The sequence below is a fragment of the Indolivaga macrotermitis genome, from assembly GCF_900128985.1.
GTDB classification, from domain to species: domain Bacteria; phylum Bacteroidota; class Bacteroidia; order Bacteroidales; family Dysgonomonadaceae; genus Dysgonomonas_A; species Dysgonomonas_A macrotermitis.
In genome coordinates this window covers 135,072-157,988 of the sequence record NZ_FQUC01000011.1, presented here as the reverse complement: position 1 = coordinate 157,988, position 22,917 = coordinate 135,072, and the positions used below count along the sequence as shown (strand labels likewise).

At 38.9% G+C, this 22,917-nt stretch carries 15 protein-coding genes; 2 read left to right on the top strand and 13 right to left on the bottom strand.

The genetic code is table 11. From position 1 onward, the window contains the following. Positions 1 to 806 (top strand): hypothetical protein (locus tag BUC12_RS14295; RefSeq protein ID WP_221407223.1); only part of this gene is annotated, 806 nt, incomplete at its 5' end. A gap of 20 nt (positions 807 to 826) precedes the next feature. Next, positions 827 to 1,675: a hypothetical protein gene (locus BUC12_RS14290; RefSeq protein ID WP_062178834.1), complete on the top strand. Its 849-nt coding sequence runs from the start codon at positions 827 to 829 to the stop codon at positions 1,673 to 1,675. Between the two features lie 53 nt (positions 1,676 to 1,728). Here the strand turns inward: BUC12_RS14290 and BUC12_RS14285 are convergent, their stop codons facing one another. The 13 genes from BUC12_RS14285 to obgE form a co-directional block, all read right to left on the bottom strand. Further along, on the bottom strand, positions 1,729 to 3,372 hold the full coding sequence (locus BUC12_RS14285) for a fumarate hydratase (protein WP_062178837.1): 1,644 nt from the start codon (positions 3,370 to 3,372) through the stop codon (positions 1,729 to 1,731). A gap of 125 nt (positions 3,373 to 3,497) precedes the next feature. After that, positions 3,498 to 4,523, bottom strand: coding sequence for a Gfo/Idh/MocA family protein (locus BUC12_RS14280; RefSeq protein WP_062178840.1), 1,026 nt, complete (start codon positions 4,521 to 4,523; stop codon positions 3,498 to 3,500). Between the two features lie 639 nt (positions 4,524 to 5,162). Continuing rightward, positions 5,163 to 5,666, bottom strand: coding sequence for a DinB family protein (locus BUC12_RS14275; RefSeq protein ID WP_062178844.1), 504 nt, complete (start codon positions 5,664 to 5,666; stop codon positions 5,163 to 5,165). A 215-nt stretch (positions 5,667 to 5,881) separates the two neighbouring features. Beyond that, on the bottom strand, positions 5,882 to 8,206 hold the full coding sequence (locus BUC12_RS14270; protein WP_087880250.1) for a glycoside hydrolase family 20 protein: 2,325 nt from the start codon (positions 8,204 to 8,206) through the stop codon (positions 5,882 to 5,884). A 25-nt stretch (positions 8,207 to 8,231) separates the two neighbouring features. Next, entirely contained in the window at positions 8,232 to 9,044 is an 813-nt protein-coding gene (gene nagB, locus BUC12_RS14265; protein WP_062178847.1) for a glucosamine-6-phosphate deaminase, read from the bottom strand. Positions 9,045 to 9,058: 14 nt separating this feature from the next. Further along, the gene (locus BUC12_RS14260; protein ID WP_062178851.1) at positions 9,059 to 11,041 is read right to left on the bottom strand and encodes a glucosamine-6-phosphate deaminase; all 1,983 of its coding nucleotides are present in this window, start codon (positions 11,039 to 11,041) and stop codon (positions 9,059 to 9,061) included. Between the two features lie 42 nt (positions 11,042 to 11,083). Next, entirely contained in the window at positions 11,084 to 13,666 is a 2,583-nt protein-coding gene (locus BUC12_RS14255; protein WP_236689380.1) for a glycoside hydrolase family 2 protein, read from the bottom strand. Positions 13,667 to 13,729: 63 nt separating this feature from the next. Continuing rightward, positions 13,730 to 14,560, bottom strand: a complete 831-nt coding sequence (locus BUC12_RS14250) for an ROK family protein (RefSeq protein WP_062178857.1) — start codon at positions 14,558 to 14,560, stop codon at positions 13,730 to 13,732. Positions 14,561 to 14,751: 191 nt separating this feature from the next. Continuing rightward, positions 14,752 to 16,356 carry a SusD/RagB family nutrient-binding outer membrane lipoprotein gene (locus tag BUC12_RS14245; protein ID WP_062178860.1) on the bottom strand — a complete coding sequence of 535 codons (1,605 nt, stop codon included), beginning with the start codon at positions 16,354 to 16,356 and terminating at the stop codon, positions 14,752 to 14,754. A gap of 19 nt (positions 16,357 to 16,375) precedes the next feature. Beyond that, positions 16,376 to 19,621: a SusC/RagA family TonB-linked outer membrane protein gene (locus tag BUC12_RS14240; RefSeq protein WP_082141892.1), complete on the bottom strand. Its 3,246-nt coding sequence runs from the start codon at positions 19,619 to 19,621 to the stop codon at positions 16,376 to 16,378. Between the two features lie 447 nt (positions 19,622 to 20,068). Beyond that, positions 20,069 to 20,623 carry a hypothetical protein gene (locus BUC12_RS14235; protein WP_062178863.1) on the bottom strand — a complete coding sequence of 185 codons (555 nt, stop codon included), beginning with the start codon at positions 20,621 to 20,623 and terminating at the stop codon, positions 20,069 to 20,071. 129 nt (positions 20,624 to 20,752) lie between these two features. Then, positions 20,753 to 21,559: a peptidoglycan editing factor PgeF gene (pgeF, locus tag BUC12_RS14230; RefSeq protein WP_062178866.1), complete on the bottom strand. Its 807-nt coding sequence runs from the start codon at positions 21,557 to 21,559 to the stop codon at positions 20,753 to 20,755. A gap of 15 nt (positions 21,560 to 21,574) precedes the next feature. Further along, a complete protein-coding gene (gene obgE / locus BUC12_RS14225; RefSeq protein WP_062178869.1) occupies positions 21,575 to 22,774 on the bottom strand; it encodes a GTPase ObgE in 1,200 nt (399 codons plus the stop codon). Between the last annotated feature and the right edge of the window lie 143 nt (positions 22,775 to 22,917).

The following is a 22,917-nucleotide window of genomic DNA, read 5'->3' as shown; positions in this document are numbered from 1 at the left end:
TCTTGTTATCGGGAATGTTCTATATTAAAGCACAGGTGGGGATCAATACTCAGAATACACAGGGTGTTTTTCATATGGATGCAGCAGGAGACAATACCGCATCGGGCACAATCACAGCTGCGCAATCAACCAATGATATACTGATCGATAATACAGGAAATGTAGGCATAGGTACTCTTAATCCAACCGCCCGCCTGCATTTGAAATCATCCGTAGCCGGAGAAGCTTTCCGGTTAGCAGACGGTACTCAGGGTGAGAATAAAATACTCTTAGGCGATGCAGATGGTAATGCATGGTGGGGAATTACCAAAGGACTCGGAGGATATATTGTAAACCTGACTCAGGGAACTTATTCTTTCTTAAACGGAACAGCAACGAAATTTCCCATTAACCCGACTGCAAATGAGATAGTAATATCGAATGACGGGTCTTACGCTTTTATGCTTCGCTGCAATGTAATGCTGCTGAAAACTGGAATCACCCCAAGTGATAACACGACCATGAGATCGCGACAGGTAGATGTTCGTTACGAACTGGTCAGGAGCAGAACAGGTGTAGCTGATATGGTTTGCCAAACGGTGGATACGAAGCCCTTTATGCAAATATTCGATTATACAACTTTATATGTATCTCTGATAGCTACCAACATATTAAAAAATGATTCTCTGTATATCCGTATTACATTTCTGGGTAATGCCGATGCAGACTCTTCTGCTTTATATATGTTACTCGACTATAATAACCCCTATAGCAGTTATAATACTGAGGCTTTTAATATGGGATCTGTTATCTTTTATCAATTATAACTTTTTTATTCCGAAAACTTATGCATTACATAAAATACATAACTTTAATATCCAGTCTTATCTTTAGCCTAAATATACATAGCCAAATAGGGATACAGACTGATTTCCCGAGAACATTATTTCATATAGACGGGGCTAAAGATAATCCGCAAAACGGAGCGTCTGCCGTAACTACAACTCAGCAACAGAATGATATAACCATCGACACTAACGGAAGAATGGGTTTGGGGACTATCTCTCCTCAGGCAAAGCTGCATATCGAACATAGTAAGATTGTAAGCGGAGATGAATACGGTTTAAAGCTAACTCCCGGGTACGGAGGCCCTTCGATACTGGCTCTGCAGAACGACGGGCAAACCGTTAAATGGGAAGCCAACCCGTCTTTGGGTCAACAAGCCCAATTTCAGGTGCAACCTACTGTGTTTCCGTATATTAATAATATTCCTACAAATATGACAAAACTAAACGGTTCCCTCTCATTATCAGGAAGTGATAAAATACTGATACCTACCGAAGGACGATACCTGTTGACTTTCGATATGATAGGATTAACCACTTTCGACACACGGTACGCACCTCCATATCAGTCAAGTATATATATTTATTTATATAAGTATAATACTTTAACCGGAACAGCTGAAGCAGTAGACGCTATGGAGCATTATATGACAATAACACAGTCGACCGGCGAATATATGGCCTTTCCTACAGCCCTGTATGCAGGATACTGCTATACAACAGATTATCTATATATTGTATTCAGACCTACAGTTGCTTATGGAGCTGGTGAAATACCAGATACATTATACAATGGAAATTATACAGTAACAAGCGATAAGCCTTGCATTATTACTATCTACAATATATAAAAGAAAAACGGAAGGCTGTTTTAGCCTTCCGTTTTTATATCAATCATCCTGTTTCAGCACGAAGTACAACCTGTATTAGGTTTCAACTGCTTAAAGAAGTCGTTACCTTTATCATCAACCAGAATAAATGCAGGAAAATCTTCCACTTCGATCTTCCAGATAGCTTCCATTCCCAGTTCAGGATATTCAACACATTCGAGGCTTTTGATATTAGTTTGAGCTAGTATAGCAGCCGGACCACCGATACTGCCCAAATAGAAACCACCGTGCTTCTGACAAGCATCAGTAACCTGTTGGCTACGATTACCTTTTGCTATCATAATCAAACTACCTCCGGCGGCCTGAAAATTATCAACATACGAGTCCATACGTCCGGCGGTTGTCGGTCCCATCGATCCACAAGCATATCCCTGAGGAGTCTTAGCCGGACCTGCATAGTAAATAGGATGATCCTTAATATATTGTGGAAGTCCTTCTCCCTTATCCAAACGTTCCTGCAATTTGGCATGAGCAATATCACGACCTACAATAATAGTACCAGTCAATGATAAACGTGTAGACACCGGATATTTACTCAACTCAGCGAGAATCTCGGGCATAGGACGGTTCAGATCTATTTTAACACCTCCGGCTTCGCCTTCTTGCTGATATTCGGCAGGAATTAACCGTGAAGGATTATCTTCCATTTTTTCGAGCCAGATACCATCTTTATTGATCTTACCTTTGATATTACGGTCAGCCGAACAAGAAACTCCCATACCGACAGGACAAGAAGCTCCGTGGCGTGGCAAACGTACCACACGGATATCATGAGCGAAATACTTACCTCCGAACTGAGCACCAAGACCCAGCTCCTGAGCAGCCTTCAACAGCTTAGCTTCCATCTCTAAGTCACGGAATGCCTGTCCACCTTCATTTCCCGAAGTCGGCAGGTTATCATAATATTTAGTAGAAGCCAGTTTTACAGTTTTCAGGTTAGTTTCGGCAGAAGTACCACCTATCGCAAATGCTATATGATAAGGAGGACATGCTGCCGTACCTAATGATTTCATTTTGTCTATCAGGAAAGCTTCCAGTTTACCCGGAGTAAGCAATGCTTTAGTTTCCTGATATAAGTATGTCTTATTGGCAGAACCTCCACCTTTAGCTACAAACAAGAATTTATATTCATTACCTTTTGTCGCATAAAGATCTATTTGAGCCGGCAGGTTGCAACCGGTATTCACTTCGTCATACATATTTAACGGAGCATTTTGCGAATAACGCAGATTCTCTTCTGTAAATGTATTGTATACACCTTTCGAAAGAGCTTCCTCATCATTTCCGCCTGTCCATACAGACTGACCTTTCTTTCCTACAATAATAGCAGTACCGGTATCCTGACAAAACGGAAGTATTCCCTTTGCCGAGATTTCGGCATTACGAAGAAAAGTAAGAGCTACAAATTTGTCGTTATCACTTGCATCCGGATCTGACAATATTTTAGATACCTGTGCCTGATGTTCGGGACGAAGTAGAAATTCTACATCGCGAAATGCATGTTGAGCCAACAATGTTAAACCTTCCGGATCTACTTTCAGAACTTCTTGTCCTTCAAATGTAGTGGTAGATACATACTCTTTTGATAGTAAATAGTACTCAGTCGTATCCTTTCCAAGAGGAAAAGTCTCCTGATACTTAAATGCTGGAGTTGCCATATTGATAATCTATTATTGAATTTCAGTTGATCATTATTCAAAAAACAGTGAATACAGGATTATTTACCTGTGTATATAGTGACAAAATTAACAAAAATAATCGGAAGCAAACAGTAAAAAAAGCCTTAAAACTTACTATCTGTATCCGCAGGAAACACAACACCTATCTGCCGCCTTATTTCATCGATAACCTCTATTGTCGCCAATGAGTTGGCATGGCTGTTAATGAACGATTCTCTCCTACCCGACTCCACAAGATCTATAAATTCGGCAATTTCGTAATAATATTCATTTTTCTGAGTATCTATTGACAATGTATATGAATCACCCTTACGCTTATGAAACTGAGCTTTCGATATAACATCAATCCTGTCCAATGATATTATTCCGCTTTCACCCTGTATTTCCGATGGCAAAAGAGAATCCGATATTTTCGAATATAAAACAGTAGCATTCATACCTTCGTACTCGAAATTCACAGCACCCTGACCATCGACACCCGTGGGCAGTAACAGCCCCGAAGCATGTATAGAAAGAGGTTTACCGAATAAAACAATCATCGGATAGATTGTATATACTCCCAGATCCATGACTGCCCCATTCGAAAATTCGGGTTTGAAAGCATTCTCTACAATCCCGGCTTTCAGTTTATCATAGCGGGAGGAGTACTGGCAATAACTGGCAAAGTATCTCCTTATGGTGCCCACTTCCGGCAAACTATCAACCACCTTCTTAAAGTTAGGGGTAAGGGTAGACCGCATGGCTTCCATCAATGTTACACCATATTTATGCGAAGCCGCTATCATCGCCTGCACTTCGTGGATATTAGAGGCCATAGGTTTCTCACAGAGAACATGTTTCCCGTTCTCCATAAAGAGTATACTTTGTTTCGCATGATAAGCTGTAGGCGAAGCAATGTACACAGCATCAATAAGATCGGACTGAGCCATCTCTTCCAGTGAAGTAAAAGTATACGGAATATTGTGCTTACCGGCAAAAGCATCTGCCGTTTCCTGCGTTCTCGAATAGATTGCAGTTGCACTGAACCGGCTGTCCAATGCTGCCGCAGCCAACACTGTATCCACGATAAAATTCGTACCTACAATTCCAAACCTCAACGTCTTATTTCCTTCTTGTATATTATCAGCCATTCTATTTATATTTTAAGTGACAATAAGTAAACAAAGTTATACAAGCAATGTTGACTTGGTGTCACCTTTGTCACCTTTTTTTCGCATTGAATATCAATCTAAAAAACCTTTAAAAGTGACAAAAGTGACACGTTACATACTATTTTTTTATTCTTAGTCCTACTGAATGTATTCCGGTAGTGTATATATAGATAAAAAGAGTTATCCGCAAAGAAAAGAAAGCGAACTTATTTATCCTTTATTTATGTCAATCTGTAGTTGAAAAAATGTTCTTTTTAATAATACTTATTTTTTACTGCACGCAATCATAGATTGCTTGCCTTCCTTTTGCCCAAAGCCGCAAAAGAAAATGAAAAGACTTTGTTTGCACCAGGCAAGTCGATTCGCCAAATAAGTTTATTATCCGCCAGGTTCCGACATCGGCGTAAAGCACGGGGTATCCGTTGTGCGAAGAGAGCGTTAAAAGACAAAAGGACTGCTACAATAAACGATTTCTTTTGTCTTAGCTTTCGAGCACGTAACGGGTCGGGCTTGCAGGCGCAGTCTTGATCTTTTGCTTCGTTTTGCATCAAGGCAAAATGAAGAACAAGCCTTTAGGCGCGTTAGTAAATAGTAGAAAAACTAAAGAACCTTTTTCAACTACCGATTCTCATTATTTATTAACTCATCTATTTCGTTCAAGTGTAATTTAAAATGAGACAAGTAACCCGAGATCATAGATTGCAGAGACACCTTTTCACCTGTTCCAGCGATCCATTCATTATCCAGTTTTTCCTTTTTCACATTACGGATAACATGAATAACATGCTCATTAGAATATTTCCACAGTTGAACCAGATCATTCCAGTCTTCCGATTGATAATCCTGAATAGCTATCCATCGGTCGTTATTACCAAAAGTTGCATAATCGGGAAAAATCAAAGGGTTCTCCTGATATTGCAAGTGAATTATACGGTGAGTATTATTAGACGCAGAATCAACTAAATGACCAACGATCTGTTTTATCGTCCTGTTTTGCTTATTCTTCCGGATAGAAATAATTTCATTACTCAGAGCCAATAATTTCGGTTCCCAATCATTTAATAATTGCAATAACTCCTGATTATTCCTTTCAAACAAAGCGTACGGTTCATTTAAGTTCATAACAAAAACGGTTAAGAGTTTATAAAAGTGAGTAAGTTGGCTAAATTAGTTAATATTGACCTAATTAGAATAAGCTTCGTAGAAAAAAAATAAATCCATACTTTATTATATGTCCTTATAAGATGATATAAACTAAAAAATTCTTCTCCAAATATCTGTAGTTTTTATAATACAGACATTCGGAAAAGAATTTTTTCAAAACAAAAGGTGAATCCTTACTTTATAGAGATCTCATCAATAAATATCGAACCACGGTTTCCTCGTCCCTGAGTCCAGTCCGGCATACGAGGGATCGGTTTAGCTATAATCTTCACATAGCGGGCTTTTGCAGGAGCGAACGAAGCTTTCACATCCTTCAATTCTTTTTCCTGTCCCTCTTGTACTTCCTGATATTTTTCGTGGAATACCTGTTTGAAAGTTTTGTTATCTGACGATAATAATACTTCCATCTCAGTAGCACCACAAATCCAATCACTTACATCAATAAATGTACCTATAGTAACTTCCGAAACGTCTGTTTCTTCACCAAGATCAACCACAGCTACAAAATCGGCAGTAAAACCAACCCATGCACCATTTGAGAAAACTTTTCCTCCCTTCAAACCGTCTACTAACGAAGGCGCTCCGCCATACGTATATTTAGGTATAGAAGGATTTTCCAGAGTTACTTCCTTAAATGTTGCTTTATTGAAGTCAAATGCTTTTGTATAAACACGGCTGCTATCTGCTCCCCTTATTGTGATAGCATTCAATATAGAATTATCTGTTATCTCAAGCGGTTTCTCATATTTCGCACTCGAAGTTGTCGGAGCACTACCATCAAGGGTATAATAGATAGGAGAATTATCGAACGTACTCATTGTAACAACAATTTTACGCTCATCTTTCATCGGCTCAACTTTAGCTGAAATGTCAAAAATATGAGTAGCATATGTATATCCTAATCGCTTATAAAGCTGGGTTAGCTTCACCAAACGAGGTAAGAATGTTTGATAATCCTTCTTCTCGGGCATAGTCCATTGTATCTCACTCAATGCACCCATACGAGGTAAAACCATATATTCTGCATGAGGGAAATTGAGCACATATTCGCTCCACAAGTTAGCCTGAACACCTATAATATGCTTTTGCTGCTCAGGAGTCAGACCTTCGGGCATCGGTTCAAAATTATATACTTGCGAAACAGGTACAAAACCTCCGATTCCGAATTTTTCCTGAGAAAGGTCATCGGTCTGATAATAGTCAAAATACAGATATTTGGTAGGTACCATTACCACATCGTGCCCCATCTTGGCAGCAGCAATACCGCCTTCGGTACCTCTCCATGACATAATAGCAGCGTTAGGAGCAATTCCTCCCTCCATAATCTCGTCCCAGCCAATTACTTTGCGTCCTTTATCACTCAAGAATTTTTCCATATGTGATATGACATAACTTTGCAGCCTTTCTTCGGCAGAGTGTTCTTTATCCGCTTTCAAGCCCAGGCTTTTAATCTTAGCCTGACATTTAGGGCAGGCAGCCCATCTTGTTTTAGGGCATTCGTCTCCCCCGATATGAATGAGTTCACCCGGGAATAATTCTATTATTTCAGTAAATACATTTTCAAGGAACGGATAGATATCCTCGTTCCCTGCACACAATACATCTTCAAATATACCCCACTCAGGGCTTACTTTGTATGGTCCGCCGGTACATCCCAGATTGGGGTAAGCTGTTAATGCAGCAAGCATATGCCCCGGTAGGTCTACTTCCGGAATTATCGTGATAAAACGTTTCTGAGCATAGTCTACAACATCTTTAATTTCCTCTTGAGTATAGAAATAAGGTCCATAAGGCGTACCATCGTATTTTCCGGTATTACGTCCTATCACCGTCTCATCCCTTTTTGATCCTATTGTAGTCAGTTCCGGATATTTTTTAATTTCAACTCTCCAGCCCTGATCGTCTGTCAGGTGCCAGTGAAAGCGGTTGATATTATGTAGAGCCAGAATATCAATATACTCCTTCACTTCTTCTACCGTAAAGAAATGACGGCTGACATCCAAATGCATTCCACGATAAGAGAACCGTGGGTAATCTTGTATATCAACAGGTTTAAATAGAACCGGATTCTCTTCTGTAGTTGCAGGTATAGACTTACGCAAAGTCTGAACCCCGTAAAATGTACCGGCATCGTCAGACCCATTGATAACGATTTGCTTCGCAGTCACGGTCAAGTTATATGATTCCGGTTTATCGGTTTTATAATCCGATTTAAGGATAATTACATTATCTGTCTCTCCGGCATCAGAAACGGTAAGAGAAAAACCCGCACCCTTTTTGATGTAATCAGCCAGAAATTCAGCTACACGTTTTTGAGCTTCGTTTCCTTTTTCGTAAACAATTTTAGTCTTTCCGTCAAGGGTAAATCCCTCTCCTTCTGTTTCAGACACTTGCTGCGGCAACGGCACGATATTATAATCAGCCACAACACTGTCTTTGGTACAAGCACTTGCTATAAATAAAATAGCAAGACAGTACAACAGTTTCATTTTTTTCATAAGCTTATTTAATTTGTTAACAATATTATGTCAGCAGCATATCAGGTGATAAATTCTCCCGTTCTATATCTTTGAAATATTTATAGGTTCCTACCTTCAGATCGTATGTAGAAGCCTCGTCACAAACAATAATTCCGTGTGGATGCAATTGTAATGCCGAGATTGTCCACATCTGATTGATACCACCTTCTACAGCCTGAGCCAGTGCCCTTGCTTTGTTGTGTCCGTTTACCAGTATCAAAACTTCTTTGGCATCCAGAATAGTACCGACCCCTACAGTAAGAGCAGTCTTGGGCACCTTTTGAATATCATCATCAAAGAATCTCGAATTAGCAATTATAGTATCCTGTGTAAGCGTCTTAATTCGAGTTCTCGAACTTAAAGACGAACCGGGTTCATTGAAAGCAATATGCCCATCGGGCCCTATTCCACCCAGAAACAGGTCAATTCCGCCCACAGCTTTTATCTTGGCTTCGAATAATTCACATTCGGCCTGTAAGTCAGACGCATTTCCATTCAGTATATTCGTATTACTTTCCTGAATATCAATATGCCCAAAAAAGTTATTTCTCATAAAAGAGTGGTAACTCTGCGGATGTTGCTTATCTAATCCCACATACTCGTCCATATTAAATGTAACGACATGTTTAAAAGACAACTTATTCTCCTGATAGTATTTTATCAAATATCTATACATACCTAAAGGGGTAGAACCAGTTGGTAGCCCCAACACAAATGGCTTGCCCTCAGTAGGACGGGCAGCCTGTATCTTAGATACAACATAAGCTGCCGCCCATTGAGAGATAATGTCATAATTATCCTGAATAATTAATCTCATAATTACTGTTTAACTTATAATGGTTTGTATTCAACAAAGGCCTCGATAGCTTCATAACTAGCCAACCCCAATTGATGGTACAAGTCTGCTGTAGCCTTGTTTCTTTCTTCGGCTCTTTGCCAGAATAAGCGTTCGTCATTTCCTAAGAAAGGAGCACTTTCCATTTGTGACTGGTGTTTGAGGATCGCATTACGTTTTGCCCGTAATTCTTCCGGTGAAATAGGAACAGCCATTTCTATATGGTCTATCTCCCACTCTTGCCATGCTCCCCTGTACATCCAGATGCGGCAATCTTTAAGCCAATCTGCATCTTTCAATTCGTCAATAGCTGCTAATATGGCATCCAGACAAACTTTATGTGTTCCATGAGGATCGGCCAAGTCACCGGCAACAAATACCTCGTGAGGTTTTATCTCCAATAAATAATCTTTTATAATCTCTACATCGGCTTCCGAAATAGGATTCTTTTTTATTTTTCCGGTTTCATAGAAAGGCAGGTCTAAAAATCGTGCATGCGAAGCATCTATACCAACATAACGGCACCCCGCTACAGCTTCTCCTCTTCGAATATGACCTTTCAGAAACAGCACATCGGGAGTATCCACATCATCCTGTTTTTTATCGTGTAACAGAAATTGCAAAATATCCGCATATTCTTTCTTCAATACCTCATTCGTTGGATCATATTTGCTTCTTACATCCTCCATAACCGATACGTAACGAATCACCTCATCATCACCCACAGCTATATTTCCTGAAGTTTGATAAGCCACATGGACATCGTGCTTCTGATCGACCAACCGCTTGAAAGTTCCTCCCATCGAAATCACATCATCATCAGGATGAGGACTGAATATAACGACCTTTTTAGGAAAAGGTTTAGCTCTCTCGGGACGGTTCGTATCATCTGCATTCGGTTTACCTCCGGGCCATCCTGTTATAGTATGCTGCAGGTTATTGAATACCATAATATTCACATTGTATGCCGATCCGTACAGAGACAGTAATTCTTCTAACCCGTTGTTCTGATAATCTTTATTGGTAAGTTTCAGAATCGGTTTATTTAACTTTTGACACAACCAAACTATAGCCCGGCGAATTAACTTATCATTCCAATCGCAACTGGTAACCAGCCATGGACGATTGATACGGGTCAAACCATAGGCAGCATTAAGATCCAATACAATATGCGCATTCAAATGGCTCTGTAGGCACGAAGCCGGAATCCGGTCAGATATATTTCCTTCAACTACATCTACTATACTCTTTGCCTTGTCTTCGCCCCAGGCTATCAAGGTAATCTCCTTAGCATTCATTATAGTAGACAGACCAACTGTAACAGCACTATCGGGAACTTTATCTAATGACCCAAATGTATTAACTGCTTCTTTTTTAGACTGTACATCAAGCAAGACCAAACGTGTTTTTGAACCAAAGCTCGATCCGGCTATATTTAAACCAATATTACCGGCACGCCCCAAACCTAACAACAAATAGTCTATACCTCCTACTTTCTGGATAGTTTGCTCGTAACAACGGCAATAATTTAAAATTTCTTCTTTCGGAACCGATCCATCCGGAGAATAAATATTTTGAGGTAAAATATCTACATGATCAAGAAACAATTCTTTTAACAAACGTAAATTACTGTTCGATTGCGGTTGTAATGGATAAAATTCGTATAAGTTAAATACAATTACATTTTTAAAACTCAATCCTTCCTCTTTATGAAACCGCACCAATTCTCCGTAGACAGTCTGTGGAGAATGTCCTCCGGGCAATCCCAATACGAATGTTTCATTCGATTTCTGCTTTTCTCTTATCCTGTCGGCTATATATTTTGCTATATGTAATGAAGCATCTACCGATGACTCATAAATACTGGTCGGCACTTTTTCATAACGGGTCTGGGCCGACAATTCATATTCATTCTCAGGACGATAGTACCGTTGTGGCACACGGTCCAATACTATCTGTGAACTTAAATCTAATCTCATATTCTTGAATAAATTTTAGTTAATTTCTTTATCATCTGTCAATCAAACACCCATACTCATTCTAGAACAGTTCCATCCCTTCACTTCTAAAGTTACAGTACTATCCGGCATATCGTGTTTACTGATCTTACATTTTAACATTTTTTCTTCTCCCGGCAAGATACTTATATAATTATCCGACCAAAATGCAGGACAAATTATATCTCCGTTATTATCTTTCAATTTCAGGTTATTGAAGAACGAAATATCGGATGATGTATTTTTAATTGTCACCGAATATACCACATCGTTACCCGATTCCGCTTTTTCGCATTTCACATCTAATGTAATGGCCGGAAGTTGAGCTAAATCTTTAAAGTCGCTGTAAGCTTTTGCCGAGGTATGTACCCAGTCTGTCTTATCCCAGTCGTACTCATCTTGTTTCGCTGAAATACAATAGAAATTATCAGCAACCAATTCTCCTTCCTCATTAAATATCTTTGTATCAACAAATATATTACCTGTCAACTCCTGTAACTTAAATATTTCAGAAGCCGTATTTGTTGTCAGAGTTACCTCTACTTCTTTCTTATCTAATAGTTTCGATTTTGTATCGAAAACCTGGATAACCGCCTTGTGTCCTTTTATATCAGACATAGTTTCATTTACAGCATGTATGGCATTTGTACCATAGTTATAGATCAACTGGATAGGCTGATTAGCTTTCTTCACCGAATAGTAAGCTGCTGTAGGTACTTTGTAATAATCATATAATTGCCAATATAGCGATGGCCATGCCGAATTTAGCATCCACTGAACTATACCTGTAGTTTTATCAATATTGGCTCTGAACGCTTCAAACATAGCTCTGGTTCCATCATAATTGATCAGGTCTGCCTTCAATAAATAATCTTCCAGATTATCGGCTTTCCCGTACTTATTATCCATTACCTCGGTCAAAACCTTTAACGAATTCATAGCCGTAGCAGATGCTGTACAATGGAATCCCCAATAATCATTCAATGGCCATAGCTTATCTTTAGGTATAAACTTTTCGATAGATTCCAGTACCGGTAATTGTGCACCGATACCCGTTTCGGTATTGAAACCGAATGCTCCGCCAAATTTTGTATCTATATACCAATAGTTTGGTCCTACATATTCGTAAGGACCGGCCATCTTGGTTCCTGTTTTTCCACTCAACTCACTGGTGCGTTCTTTAGCGGCACCAATATATGGTCTGCTGCTATCGGACTCTTTTAAGAATGCCAAATATTTTTCTTCCAGTTTCGGAGCCGGTAACATATCGCTTCCAGGCATCCACCCTATTATAGAAGGATGGTTTCTCAACCATAATACCTGATCGGCAAATGATTCTGCTATCAGATCAATCTCCTGATCATTCAGAATACAGCCATACGTTTCGTCACAAGGTTTACCATAGTAGGCTTCCCACTCCCATTGGCAACTCCATCCTACCAGAGCCAACAAGCCATACTTGTCGCAAAGGTCGTATATGTTCTGGCTGGTTCCCCAGAAATTTTCAAAACGAATCATATTCATATTCATATCCTTCACATATTGCACTTGCAATTCGTTTGTTTCGGGCGTATCACGTAAGAATATATCGTCAGTCCATCCTGCTGACTTCAGGAGAACTTTTTTGCCATTCAGTTTTATACCCCGACGATCATCACCATCAAAAAAATCCTCGATCTGACGAATACCGAAAGTAACCGAATCTGTATATGTAACAGCATTATCCGTTAGGAAGTTTAATTCCAAATCATATAATTCCGGATTCCCCATATTATTGCACCACCACAAACGAGGTTGTTTTATATGAAGATCTTTTACTTGTTCGGATGTTAATACTATTTTCTTTTTTTCATTTGGTTGTAAGCTTACGGGATACGTAAAACTTATCGACTCTATTTTGCCTTTCAATTCACCATTTACCGGTGCATCTGTAAGGTTCTCAACTTCGGTCTCAACAGTAACCCATGCTTCGTCCAGAGTCTGGGTATTTACTTTCGTATGAACATAGGTATTATTTAATTTTGCAGAACCGGTTATCTTTAATGTTACTTCTCTGAATATACCCATATTCTCGTCAGCCGGACGTGGATTCCAGTCCGCAAAACCGACATTAGGGTCACCTGCTTGACCTCTAAATACTTCAACCGCTAGTGTATTTTTCTCTGTCACAAAAGAAGTGATATCAAACGAAAAACGTCTGTATGTACCATACAGCGAATCGCGCGAAGCGACCAGCTTTCCATTCAGCCACACATTAGCATAATAGCTAATTCCGTCAAAATCGATAATAACATGCTGGTTATCGCCTAATTGAGGTAAATCAAACTCTGTTCTATACCACCATGACTTATCAAACTGCGTCTTGTCAATATCCGTAATATTCTTACCGACAAAGGCATCTCCATACAATCCGTTCGCAGTCAATGTTCCTAAAACTGTCGAAGGAACCTTTGCCTCGAACCAACCTTCCACAGATTGTTCCTGTGAAGCAATTATTTCTCCCTGACGAACTATGCTGTCTGATGGATGAAGTTTCCAGTTTTCAGATAATTTAATCGATTTATATTCACTTTTCTCATTTTTGCCGCACGATACCAACAGTAGCATACAACACAGAATATATATAGCTGAATACGAAGATTTAAAAACCATAACCCTTTAATTTTATATTTATTTTGGCACCAGAGCCGCAGCTCCTAATATTGCAACATCACGAACTTCCGATACTTTTATTACAAGCTTATCGATCACATGGGGAAACATAAAATCTTTCAATCTGGTATGCATCGAAGACGCAAACAGCTCATATGCATTTGCAACACTACCTCCGAGCACAATAGCTTGCGGATCGTACGCAAATAATACCGTAAAAATCATGTTAGCAATATGGACTCCAAATTCGTCCCATATCTGAAGGGCTTCTGCATCACCTTCTTTTGCTGCTTTGTAAGCATTTTCTCCGGTTGTGTTGTGTTCCCTTATGAAATAACGGCTACTGCAATAATCCTCATATGTATAATCAAGATATGAGATACAGCCTATCTCTCCGGCACATGTGTTACTCCCGGTATATAACTTATTATCAATAACAAGTCCCGATCCCAATCCTGTACCGAGTGTTATCCCTATTATATCTTTATAAGGCTTAACTGCTCCATAAAATTTTTCGCCCATGACAAAACAATTTGCATCATTATTGACATATACAGGGATACTGAATTCTTTTTCGAGAATCTCTTTTATGTGTACTTCCTTCCACGAAGGGATATTCATCACATTATACACTATACCTCTTACAGGGTCTACGGCAGATGGTACACCTATACCTATACCTGTTACATCCGGAGTTTTGATTTTACGGATCATCTCTTTTATGTGATCCATAATTTCATCAACAGCCTTATCTGATTTACAAGGTTCTTTTATAACATTTATTATCCCGTTGTCATCCACAAGTGCCACTCTTACATTAGTGCCACCTAAATCAATTCCTATTCTCATGTGATATGCATTTCTTTATTTTCGGTTAGATACTCAATATGCTGAGTATATCTGACTTTATTTTCGACATTTCCTGTACAAAACCAATCATTATTTATACCACTAAAATCAGCGATTTTTTTATTTTAACTGTTAGTGGTGCAAGAGTTATAGTTATCTATCCCTGCACCACTAAGCAGTCTTATATAGTATTACTTACTTGTTGATGTACAATAATTTGCTTTCTTCGAAGCCCACCAAAGCGGAACTGTAACTATGTTTTCTCCACCTAATGGAACCAAAGTATATTTAGGATTATTCATCTCCTCATTTTGAGGATACATACCTCTTTGGAAGTAGTTCATCGGGTTTTGTATATTTCCGTCTCTTGGCCAGGTACCAACACTTGTATTTTGATATTCGGGAATATCCATAGCCGGAAGATTCAAACGGCGCTTATCATTCCATACATGAAAAGACAGGTCTGTGAATAAACCTAAGTAGCGTTGAGTAACGATTTTTTCAAGCTTAGTATTTCCTGCTCCGCTGGTATCGTCATATTTAGCCGATGTTCCCCATCCGTTCTTAGCTGTAGAAGCCAGATAATCATCAGCTTTAGCACTTACACCCCAACGGGCAAAAGAGGCTTTAACTCCTTTTTCATACCAAGCCTTATCATCGCCGCCGGCTTCTCCTGCCGAAACAAAACCTCTATGAACAGCCTCTGCTAACATAAAACATGTTTCTACATACGTCAATTGATCTAATGGCCTGCGGTTGTCAGCTTTTATCGTAGCGCTTATCCAGGATATAGTATTCTCATCCCATGTAATAGGGGCAACATTTACACCTTGGAAATTCGAACCCTGATTACTTGGATCAAACCATGTCTGAGCACGAGGATCTACATGAGAAGGTTTCTTTCCTGTTGCTGCTCCTGTATATGGAAAACCACCTATACCTGTGATCATTTTTTCCATAGTAGTTGTCATCGCATATCTGTTCCATGTAAGACCTCCATATGCAGGACCATTTTGCCACGAATCGTACCAACGTCCTACAGCATCGTCAGCTGTACTGGTCATTAAACCTGCCGGATGTGCCAATGATTTTTTCATTTCTGCTACTGCTGTCGCCTGATCAATTTCCGAGATTTTCAAAGCTAACATAAATCTCTGCGTATTCGCAAATTTCTGCCATTTAAGAATATCTCCACCAAATATAAAGTCTTCATCAACAACCATAGTTGGTCCGGGAACAAACAGATCTATAGCTCTTTCCAGATCTTTGAAAAAGATTGTATGTAGATCCTGAACTGACATATAATCGGGACTTGGTTCTGTCGGGTCTTCAGAGAACGGTACCGGTCCGAAATAGTCAGAGAAAGTCGATAACATATATACGCGCCAGATACGGGCAATAGCTTCTGAATTTTCGCGGTCAGGATAAAGCGCAGCATCACGAATTACACCGTTAAGAAGTGACATCCAAGTTGCATAATTAGCTTTCCAATAAGCTTCTACCCATCCATTCTGAGGATTTGCCCCTCCTACGAAATATTGTGCCCAAGGCTCCCAACAGTTATTTTTGATACGGTCAAATAAGTCTCCTCCCCCGGCAAGACCTCCGTTATCTGCTATATAATCAAGATTACTACCATAACGAAGAGCTGCACCCAAATCGGCTTTAGAGAAGTCATAATCTTCTTCCTTAGGATTATATGGATCATCGTTCAGATTATCGAAATCTGTACAAGAAGAGAAACTTATCAATCCCAATGATATTGAGAATATGAATAATAATATATTTTTTTTCATGATTTCGGATTTTTATAGGTTAGAAAGTAACATTCAGATTGAAACCTAATGAACGTAAAGTAGGCATAGATCCCATTTCGATACCTTGTGCATTACCTGTTGTAAATCCTGCTTCCGGATCGAAACCGTCAGTTTTACTGTATATCATCCAAAGGTTACGTCCTACGAAACTCAATTTCACACCTTCCAGCGGAGTTTGACGAAGAAGTTTTCTTGGAATCGAATATCCTATGCTTAGCTCTCTTAATCTGATGTTAGTTGCATCATATATCCATTCTTCTGTAATGTTCGCAACCCGTCCCCAATATAGTTGTGCATTGGTTTTGGTTGTATTGGCTGTACCATCGGCGTAAACACCTTTCACAAGTATACTTCCTTCAGCACGATTTGCTTCCGTAAAGTCTAATGTACCGTAGCTTGCTCCCGAACGGTAAGACCCCATGTATACATCACCACCATAGCGCATATCGATCTGGAATGAAAGAGAAATCCCCTTATAGTTGAACGTACTTGTCAAACCTCCCATCCAACTAGGGTTGTAATTACCCAATTTCACAAAACTACTTGTATAAGTAGGCAAACCATTTTCATCTACAATCAGGTTACCCTTAGTATCTTTTGCGTATGCCTTACCATACATGTCGCCATATGAACCACCTTCGTCAGCTACAACTATAATCTGATCCGAATATGATGCATGGCTTAATGTTTGTCTTTGTCCGTCAGGAGTAAGTTTCAATATCTTATTACTGTTCTTTGACCAGTTCAAAGCTACATCCCATACAAAATCTTTCGTCCGAACAGGAGTTCCTGTAAGCATAATCTCAATACCACGGTTTCTTACATTACCCGCATTTATATATTCAAAAAGATATCCGGTCGAAGCAGGTATATCTTTTCTCAATATTTGATCTTTCGCTTCTTTATTATAGAAAGCAAAGTCTAAACCTACCCGGTTGTTGAACGCTTTCAGATCCAATCCTAGCTCCCAAGAGTTTATTGTCTCGTTTTTAAGATTGTATAATGCTTTTACCTGATTTTTGTTAGCTTGCATAGAACCATCTTGAGAATTTACACGAATCGTTCTATAGTTATGAAGCCTATAAGCATCGGTATCGTTACCAACCTGAGCCCATGACATGCGTACCTTACCATAGTTAATTGGGCCTAGACCGTTTCTTTCGCCAAATGATTGAGTAAATATCCAGCTAAGACCTGCAGACGGATAGAAATAAGATCTGTTATCACTATTTAGAGCCGAAGACCAGTCATTACGGGCTGTTAAGTCTAGGTACAGCATATTATCCCAAGAGAAAGATGTAGTACCGTACAAAGAGTTAATTTGCTTACGGTAAAGAGAATTAGATGCATCTTTGTTCACACCGTTAGCTAGAGCATAATAATACTCAATTGCTAATCCGTTAGTTGAATTCCATACACCATCGGATCTCGAATACATCATATTTCCTCCGGCAGTTGCTAATAATCCGAGTTTGTCAGTCAGTTGCTTATTAAATGTGATCAATAAGTCGGCATTCATCTCGTAGCTATCACTCTTTGATAAAGAGAAGTTACCATTCTTATCCGAATACCAAAGCGGACTACCCGACGACTGAATATCTTTCAATTGACTTGCAATATAATCAACTCCATAACGCCCTTGAATATTCAACCAGTCAGTAAACTCATATTTCAAAGATGTCATTCCGATAAAGCGGTATCTCCTATCATTTGTCGTGTTATTATAAACCGAGAAATAAGGGTTAGCGACATTACCAGCGGAAGGTTTAGCATAACTTAATGGCTTCCCTGAAAGATCGAATCCTGAAGCATCAACTGTTCCTGATGGATATGCATAAGGATTAACTATACCTTTATATGAAGATTTATAGCCATTTGCACCAAGAGAAAAATCACTTAAATGCGTAGAACGAGGCATTAACAAGAATTGATAGAAAATATTATCAGGACTTGCTCCTAATTTAACCATATTATTCATATCCTGATGAATAAAGTTAGCCTTAGCATCCAATGTTAATTTCTTTGTCAATTCGGCTGTAGCACGCAATGTTGCAGATGATCTTTTGAAATCATTATTAGGAACTACACCTTTGTTCATCAGATTCATTACCCCGAAACGAATAGTATTTTTATCACCACCACTTGAGATATCCAAACTGTTAGTCCAGGTTGTACCAGTGCGGACAAAATCTTTAATATCCATACCTCCGGCACTATAAGTCTTATTACGAAGACTCACGAATTCCTTATTATCATTAAAACTTCCGGCATAGTCAGTATACGACTGTCCCTTCATTTCTGCTCCCCAGCTGAAAATAGATTGCTGGTCAAGCGCACCATTAGCTCCCTGTCCATATGTGTTCTGGAAATTAGGTGTCATCATTAATGATTCGAAAGTCAGGTTCGAGTTATAAGATACCCCGATACCGCTAGTACCTTTACCCGTCTTAGTCGTAATCATGATTACACCATTACCGGCACGCGAACCGTATAAAGCAGCTGCTGCAGGACCTTTCAGAACAGTGATATTCTCAATATCATCCGGCGATATATCAGACATACCTGATCCTGTGTCATACACACCTTCACCCCAGATATCGTCATTATCGGCACCTGTACCACCATCAATAGGCACACCGTCTACAACGATCAAAGGTTGGTTATTACCACTAATGGAGTTAGCTCCACGAAGAACAATACGGCTAGAACCGCCCGCACCTGAAGCCGAGGGTTTTACCTGAAGACCTGCAACTTTACCGGAAAGGCTGTTAGCGATATTCGCGTCCCTGTTTTCTGTTAGTTGATCACCCTTTACTTCAGACAACGCATAGCCCAAAGACTTGCGGTCTCTCTTAATACCTAAAGCTGTAACCACAACCTCATCAAGGGCTTGTGAATCGCTTCTCAACTGAATGTTGACAGATGTTTTCCCTCCTACCGGCACTTCTTGAGGCGAATAACCGATATAAGCAACAACTAATACTGCATCAGGAGATACTGTTAATGTATAATCCCCGTCAAGGCCAGTAATTGTTGCATTAGAGGTTCCCTTTTCTGCCACGCTTGCTCCAATAAGGGTCTCTCCTGTTTCATCAGAAACAACACCCCTCACCTGTATTTTTTCTGCGCTTTGAGAAAAAACTTCATTACTCTGTAATAAACAAAACAATACAGCCAAAATACTAAAAAGTATCTTGCCAGTCACTTCTTGTCTAAATCTCTTTTGTTTGATGCTCTTTTTCATCTTTTAGATTTTTTTAAGTGAATTTGGAAATAGGTTAACGTTAATTTCTTAATTTATACCATCACTTGGTATTGGCAAATATAGGTACTTTAATAACCCAGACAACAACTCAAATGTTAATTAACATATGTACTTTTTACACTAAAACATGAACCACGAAGATAAATGCCTATACATAAACACATTACATACAGAAAAAGCATATACATGCTTTTAAACATAGAAAAAAGAATAATTTTGATTGAACAATTCTGAGAACACCTTAAAGTTTGATTTTACAACAACACAAAAGAACCAATATACTAATTATCAATACAGTACAGTAAAGACCAATAGAATTATATCAAAATAAGACAATAAATAATAATTTTATATAATATATAAAAAATGGATGTGACTTTTTGTTCACATCCATCAATTTATTCTATTAAAAGACAAATCTGTTATCTATTCACCAGATAAAAGAGCACTGGATATATACTCTTCCAGTTTCCCTGCTTTCTCGAGCTTCACATATGCCTCCACCGCTTTATTTTTTTCAAGATATATCTTTTTGTTGCGATTGTAAAAGTTTACAACATTCTTTATACCTGCTATGCTTAGCTGTATTTCATTCTGTGAATAGTTATTCTCAAGAAAGTATTTCGTCCACCCGATCATGTATGCCATAACCAGCCAGGGCTCACCTTCTGAAAATGTAACAATGCGATCGTCAATCTTCATTTTCATATAAGGTACACCAGACATCCACATCAAGACAAATCTATTTTTATCATCTCTCACATCTTGCCTTTCTCCCAATGGAGTATAATTCAACCAATCGATATCGGCTTTTACCTGAGATTCCAACGCTTGATAATCAATAGTCCAATCCTGAACTGTATCATTAGGCATATACCCATGCTCTCCCTTATACACGATCGTATCATTAGCTATCTCCTGACCAGAGATAGTTTGCCAGCAACAACCTAATACAAGAGAAAGAAACAATATATTTTTCATAATCAATAATATTTTATTCTGCACCAAAGATAAAAAAACAGGAGTTATAAATAAACCCAATATATCTCACATGTCTAAAACAACACCTCTAAAATTCAACACAAAGAATAAATATACAAATATAATACACTATAATAAATTATTCGAAATGGATATACCTGTAATATTTCTACCAGAATTAACAGACTGTCGTCTAGCAGAAAACAACATATCACTACTTTTATAGGTACATATATCTGACATATCTATATTAGAAGAAAGTATACCCAGTTGTTCAAGCCTAATTTGATTCGCCTTTTTTAAATTTAAATGCGACTTATTAGTTTCAGTATTCACTCTTTGTATTTGACTCAAATCATAACCAGCATTCTCGAAAGCTAATACAACTTCATCCCCTACCTCAAAATATTCTTCTGAAATAGCCGGTCCAATATATACCAGCATACTATCAAGACAGCAACCAAAAATCCGAATCATTTTATTCAGGGTCTTAGCAGCAATATCTGCAATAGTCCCCCGCCAGCCGGCATGAACAGCCGCCACAACATTTGTACTTGGGTCGAATAATAAAATAGGCACACAATCGGCAGTTGTAACCCCAATACAAACTGAAGGAATATTTGTTATTAATGCATCTACTCCATTTAATAATTCAGACTGTTGCTCTTTGGGCAGATTTATAAACGCTTCGTCAATGACACAAACCTTATCCTCGTGCGTCTGATAAGGAAAAAACAAATTCTCAAGAGGTAAACCAAGAGTTGCTGCTAACCGGAAACGGTTCTCCATAACGTTTTCAGGCAAATCTCCGGAATACAATCCAAGATTCAATGTAGCATAATTGCCACTGCTGACTCCACCGTTGATCGTAGTTGTAAAATGAACAATCGATTTATAACGATTAAGTAAAGGTGAATGTATCAGTTCTAAACTCATTAAGAGAATATATTTTTAAGACTTAACATCTTCATCAGAAGCTTCATCTTCCATTCCTTCTCCATAGTAAAAATCAGGGTCGAAGTCCTCATCTTCTTCATCCCAATCTTCCTCTTCATAATCATCTTCAGGAATGAAGTCATCTTCTTCATCATCAAGCTCTATAGCCCTGATGTCTAGCTTTCGATGTTTGATCTGATTATCTGCAGCTTTCACATATTCTCCATCCGCATTCAGTTCTTTCCATAATAAATCTTTCAACTGCTGAATATTTTGTCCAACAATAGATGAAATAAATACATGAGGAATTTCAGGTAAATCTTCACTCAATGCCTCGATCAACTCTTCATCCAACATATCAGATTTAGAAATAGCCAAGACACGGCGTTTATCTAATAACTCCGGATTATATTGTGCTAATTCATTCAATAATATCTTATATTCTGCATGAATATCGTCTGCATCAGCCGGCACTAAGAATAATAGAAGTGAATTACGCTCGATATGGCGTAGAAACCTCAACCCTAATCCCTTTCCATCACTGGCACCTTCGATAATACCGGGTATATCTGCCATTACAAACGAACGGTGATCGCGATAACTAACGATACCTAAATTAGGCTCAAGTGTGGTAAATGCATAATTGGCTATTTTGGGCTTTGCTGTTGTCATTACTGACAAAAGAGTTGACTTTCCTGCATTCGGAAACCCAACCAATCCAACATCGGCCAGAACTTTCAGTTCCAGGACAACCCGTCTCTCTTCAAATGGTTCTCCCGGCTGAGCATAACGTGGAGCTTGATTTGTCGGAGTTTTAAAATGGTTATTTCCCCGACCTCCTTTACCACCTTTCAGCAAGATTATTTCTTGTCCGTCTTCGGTCACATCACATATATATTCACCGGTTTCGGCATCATAAGCAACAGTCCCGCAAGGTACATCGATTATTACCGAATCACCTTTTTTTCCGGTACATAAACGTCCGGAGCCACTTTCGCCATGTCCGGCCAATAAGTGCCGCTTAAATTTAAGATGGAGCAAAGTCCAGTAATTCCGATTTCCTCTCAGAATGATGTGTCCACCATCACCTCCGTCTCCACCATCAGGACCTCCTTTAGGAATATACTTTTCACGCCGGAAGTGAGTCGATCCTCTCCCCCCTTTACCCGAACGGCAGTATATTTTGACGTAATCTACAAAATTTGTATCTGACATATAATTTGTTAACAACTACCTAATCACAGGCAGTAAATTTAATTAAGTAATATTTATGCTTATAAAGCAATAAACAAGTTCGAACTTTAAAAAGCCGAAAGCCACCGGCCTAATCAGCCAATAGCTTTCAAACCCATATAGTT